Annotated in this window: 3 protein-coding genes; all 3 read left to right on the top strand. The window is 46.7% G+C overall.

The window, feature by feature from the left end:
- The first annotated feature begins 325 nt into the window (after nt 1-325).
- Nucleotides 326-1,564, top strand: a complete 1,239-nt coding sequence (locus VIM87_RS20820; RefSeq protein WP_331998870.1) for an acyltransferase — start codon at nt 326-328, stop codon at nt 1,562-1,564.
- Nucleotides 1,565-1,600: 36 nt separating this feature from the next.
- Nucleotides 1,601-2,365: a polysaccharide biosynthesis/export family protein gene (locus tag VIM87_RS20815; protein WP_331998869.1), complete on the top strand. Its 765-nt coding sequence runs from the start codon at nt 1,601-1,603 to the stop codon at nt 2,363-2,365.
- 9 nt (nt 2,366-2,374) lie between these two features.
- Nucleotides 2,375-3,649: GumC family protein (locus VIM87_RS20810; protein ID WP_331998868.1), on the top strand; the 1,275-nt coding region annotated here is incomplete at its 3' end.

Below are 3,649 nucleotides of genomic sequence, written 5' to 3'. Positions count from 1 at the left end.
GCCAACCGCTAACTGCTAACCGCCAACCGCTAACTGCTAACCGCCATCCGCGTTCAACAGCCAACCGCTAACAGCTAACCGCTAACAGCTAACCGCTAACAGCTAACTGCCAACCGCCAACTATCCATCCGCTCCATTTTTACTTTTTACTTTTTACTTTTTAATTTTTACTTTTTTACTTTTCACTTCCGGAGGTCTTTTTATTTATTTTAAACTGCCTTATCCATTTTATTCATTCCTGCTGCAGTTTTGTTATCACTTTGTTATTATATCTAAATTGGATGCTGTTGAACGAACGCCCTAAATACGGTTTCGCAGATCCAATATGATGAAAACGCTAAGCCTGCACCCCGGGAAAACGCAGCCTGCATATCTTTACACACTGGACACTATCAGAGCTGTTTCAGCCTTTATAGTAATATTTGCCCATTGGCAATTCTTTTATTATACGAATGATGTATATACAGAGAATGGATATGATCCGGCAGCTTTACCCGGGTACCGGTGGCTATCCCTGGTTTATGACCATCCAATGGTGGTGGTGGATCTTTTCTTCCTGTTATCAGGGTTTATATTCTTCTGGCTGTATGCGGAAAGGGTTAGCAGTGGTAAGATAGGGTTTGGCAAGTTCATGTGGTACCGCATGACCCGCCTGTATCCCATTCATTTTGCAAGCCTGCTGCTGGTAGCATTGCTGCAATACCTCATGCTGCGTAATGCAGGGCATTACTTTATTATCCAGTATAATGATGTATACCATTTTTTCCTGAACCTTTTATTTATTCAGAACTGGGGCCTGGAAAAAGGTCCTTCCTTTAACGGCCCTTCCTGGTCTGCATCAGTAGAGGTATTCCTCTATATCCTCTTTTTTATCACCTGCCGTTTGTATTTGCAGCGCAGGCTATGGGCACTGGCATTGATGGTGCCGGCCGGTTTGCTGGTATATTGTTTTTACGATCTGCTGGGCAAAGGTATCTTTTCTTTCTTCGAGGGTGCGCTGGTGTATTATGCCTATAAGTGGATTGTGGATGAGAACAGGATCCGGGAGTTGCTGCCCTGGATAGCCACCATTACTATATTATTATTTACAGGATTAGTGCTGTCTGGTAATTTTTCTTCCCTTTCACAAACAGTGATACGCCTGTTGCAACAGGTTGCTCCCGGCCGTGATGAAGCATTTTACGTTTCTGCAGCAGTAATAGCAGGCCGGGTTTTTTTCCGCAGCGTCATAGCCCCCCTTATAGTATTAACCCTGGTGTTATGGGGTACCAATAGCAGGTCGTCCGGTAAAAGATGGTCATGGCTGGGCAATAGCAGCTACGCCATGTACTTACTGCACTTTCCCCTGCAAATAACTTTTGTGCTCATCACGGACCACTATGGCATCAGCCGTACCGTTTACCAATCTCCATACACCATACTGTTATTTTTTACCATACTGTTGCCCTTAAGCGTTGCCGCACACTATGGTTTTGAATATCCTGTTCAGGAAAAACTGAGGAGCCGGCTTTTCAGAAAGGCAAAACAACCCATTAGCATAGCAGAACCAGCGATCATAAGCTAATAACACCAACTTTAACAGCATTTGATAGATCAATCTATGAGATTACAACTGAACATGGCACTGGCTATATTATGTATTGTAATATTGTCCGCCTGCAGCACCAACAGGAAGCTTACCTATTTTAACGACATTGCCGCCGCCACGGGAACCGATGCAGCAAGCCGCCTGCCGCAGATACGCATACAGCCCGGCGATGTTTTACAGATCACCATTACTACGTATGATAAAGAAGTATCCATGCTGCTGAACCCTAACCAGGTAAGCACGCCCGGCATTTCCGGCAATGGTATGGAACAGGGATACCTGGTAGATAGCGCCGGCAATATCAGCTTACCCATGGTTGGCAAGCTGAATGTACAGGGTAAAACCACTGCCGCTATTAATGACCAGGTAGCGCAGGAGCTTGAAAAAACAATTAAGAACGCCTATGTATCTACCCGGCTGGTTAACTTCCAGGTATCGGTGCTGGGCGATGTGGCCCGTCCCGGCTCCTTCAGGATAGGCGCTGAGCGGGCCTCCGTGCTGGACGCGCTGAGCATGGCCGGCGATCTGAATGTTACTGCCAAAAGAGATGATATCATGATCATACGGGAAGTGAATGGCGTTAAAAATTATACTTCCATTAATCTGAATGATAGTAAAACACTTTCCTCACCTTATTACTACCTGGTGAATAATGATGTGATCTATGTAAAGCCCGGCCCCGGCAAGCTGTTTCCCCAGTCTAAGCTCCTGCAGCTTTTACCGGCTATTCTCGCCACTATTTCATTGGTCACCACCATCGTTATTCTCAGTAAATGATGCCACCTTATGAATGAAAAGAACACACATAACAAGCCTGCCGTTATTGATCTGAACGATCTGTTCCGGAAAATAATCTTTCACTGGCCGTTATACCTGATGGTGCTGCTGCTGGCAGTGGGCGGCGCCTTCATCTATCTGAAATACAAAAAGCCGGTGTATATGTCGGCCGCTAAGCTGTACCTGAAAGATGAAAAGAAAACAGGCGGGGAAGAAGCGGATATCTTAAAATCATTATCGCTCTTTAACAGTGGTAAGAATATTGAAAATGAAATGGAGGTGCTTAAATCACCCATCCTGCTGGAAACAACTATCAGCAAGAACCATTTTAATATCCGTTACTATGCAAAAGGTACGGTACGGAATGAGGAGCTGTATCATAATACGCCCCTCATCATCCGGGTACTGAGTGATAGCGCAAAGGTGGGCTATTATAAATTTGATGTAACGCCTGAGAACGGGCAGCTGAAAATAAAAGCCAGCATGCCGGACCATGATTCCAGTGTACAGCTGAAGGTGCTGCCCGGGGAGCCTTTTACGGTGCTCAAAGACCGCTTTGCCATCAGCTACGGCCCCGCAGCAACTGCAGCAAACCTCACCGGCACCTACCGCATACGGGTTGATTCTGTGATAGAGCTGGCCTATGACATCGCGGAAGATATCAGCACCGCATTGGTGAACAGGGATGCCACCATTGTGCTGGTCACTTATAAAGACCCGGTGCCGGAAAGAACAGCGGATTTCCTGAATGCGCTGCTGGATAACTATAACGATTATACGCTGGACGATAAGAACCGCGTATCCTATAAGACCATCAACTTCCTCAATGGCCGCATAGATTCATTGAAAGAGGAGCTGGGCCTGCTGGAAAAACAGGAGGAGCAGTTTAAGGTGCAAAGGGGCATCACGGATATTGATGAAGGCGCCAAGCTGGCGCTGGAACAGGTAAAGGAAGCCGATCTGAAGCTGAATGAAGCTAACCTGCAGCTCTCCGTATTTGACCAGGTTGAAAATTATGTAAGCAACCCCTCCGGCGATTATCCTTTTGCACCGGTAGGCAATGTGGATCAAACGCTCACGGCCCTCATAAGCCGTTATGAGGAAATGCTGAAGGAACATAAAAGACTCTCCTTAACGCTGCAGCCCAGCAGCGTGATCCTGCAGAATGTGGATGCGCAGATCAGCGACGCACGTAAAACCATCCGTGAATATATTGCCGGTTACCGCCGCACCGCAGGTGTGGTGCAGCAGCAAACACAAAGCAAGGTAAACCAGCTGCAGGGC

Origin of the sequence: Chitinophaga sp., assembly GCF_036569125.1 — a bacterium.
Classification (GTDB): Bacteria; Bacteroidota; Bacteroidia; order Chitinophagales; family Chitinophagaceae; genus Chitinophaga.
This window is presented reverse-complemented; position numbering and strand designations above follow the sequence as displayed.

Excerpts from the sequence above, each read along its gene's own strand:
- VIM87_RS20820 (WP_331998870.1), top strand. The coding sequence starts at position 326 with ATGATGAAAACGCTAAGCCTGCACCCCGGGAAAACGCAGCCTGCATAT.
- VIM87_RS20815 (WP_331998869.1), top strand. The coding sequence starts at position 1,601 with ATGAGATTACAACTGAACATGGCACTGGCTATATTATGTATTGTAATA.